General features: G+C 52.3%; 1 protein-coding gene and 1 pseudogene. One reads left to right on the forward strand and one right to left on the reverse strand.

Annotated elements, in window-relative coordinates; genetic code table 11:
• A pseudogene (locus CW742_RS14380) lies at positions 1-164 on the forward strand (ribose 1,5-bisphosphate isomerase); the annotation flags it as partial.
• 464 nt (positions 165-628) lie between these two features.
• Here CW742_RS14380 and CW742_RS14385 read toward each other — a convergent pair.
• Positions 629-1,133 (reverse strand): sensor histidine kinase (locus tag CW742_RS14385; RefSeq protein WP_292421556.1); only part of this gene is annotated, 505 nt, incomplete at its 5' end.

The raw sequence follows: 1,133 nt of genomic DNA on the forward strand, positions 1-1,133 counted from the left end.
CCCATGTTCTCCAGCATACTAAGGAGGTGTTCCCCGGACTTTTTGTTGCTGGTATGTCGGCAAATGCCATAGCTGGAGAGAGTCGCATGGGTCCGGTGTTTGGGGGAATGCTGTTGTCCGGTGAGCAGGCGGCCAACCTTGTTTTGAAGAGCCTGAAGAAGTGACCGGAGAATTCCCTTCTAATCCATAATTATTGTGATCTGAATTCCCACAATTTTTTTTGTTAACGATACCACGCAGACGCTTCCGTCATGTTCGTCTCAACGGGCGTATCACCCGTTCCGCTCACATCACCTCGCTGTTTTCCGGAGTTGCCCTGTTTGTTGGTAGGATTGATGCCCCGGGCTTGTCGCGTTGCTCCGGTGCCAGCGGCTGCTAGGGCCCGCTCCTCACACCATGCTCCGCATCGTGTTCGTCGCTGTTGATTGGGCATATGCAGACGTGCGGCGACTCGATTAAATTGTCGGGCCGTAATCCGGTGCTTTCTTAATCCTTTTTCTTCACCCTCTGTTTCCGTATCATCCCCATTCCTTATCCGGTCGGATCTCTTTCTGGCCTCCTCTTTTGTTCTCCCCAGAATCCTCCGTTCCTTCTTGAGATCCTCATTGTAAAAACCAGATGATACATGTCATTTCCGCTCTTCCAGGACCATGGAGAACTCAGTCCCCCTGCTCCGGTCAAGGCCGATAGTACCATTCATCTGTTCCACCAGCGAGAAGACCATGCGCAGTCCCAGCGATTTTAAATCGCGCCAGTTCAGGTCCCGGGGCATTCCTGCACCGGTGTCACGGACGAGGAGCGAGATGGACCGGTCCTTTTTCCGGACCCTGATGAAGATCTCCCCGCTGGAGTTCCCGCAAAACGCATGCTTGAGGGCATTCGAGATCAGCTCATTCATGATCAGGCCGATGGGAATAGCCGAGTTTACCCCGATACATATCCCCGGTATATCCGTTCGCAGGGTGATCCGTGACCCTTTGATTTTATAGAAATCGAACAGGTTTTTCCCGAGTGTATTGACATACAGCGCAAGATCAATATTCGTGATCTCCGGAGTCTGGTAGAGGATCTCGTGGACAAGCGCCATCGCCCGGATCCGGTTCTGGCTTTCATGAAGTTTCTTGAGAACCTTC

Source organism: Methanoregula sp., from assembly GCF_002835825.1.
Lineage (GTDB): Archaea > Halobacteriota > Methanomicrobia > Methanomicrobiales > Methanospirillaceae > Methanoregula.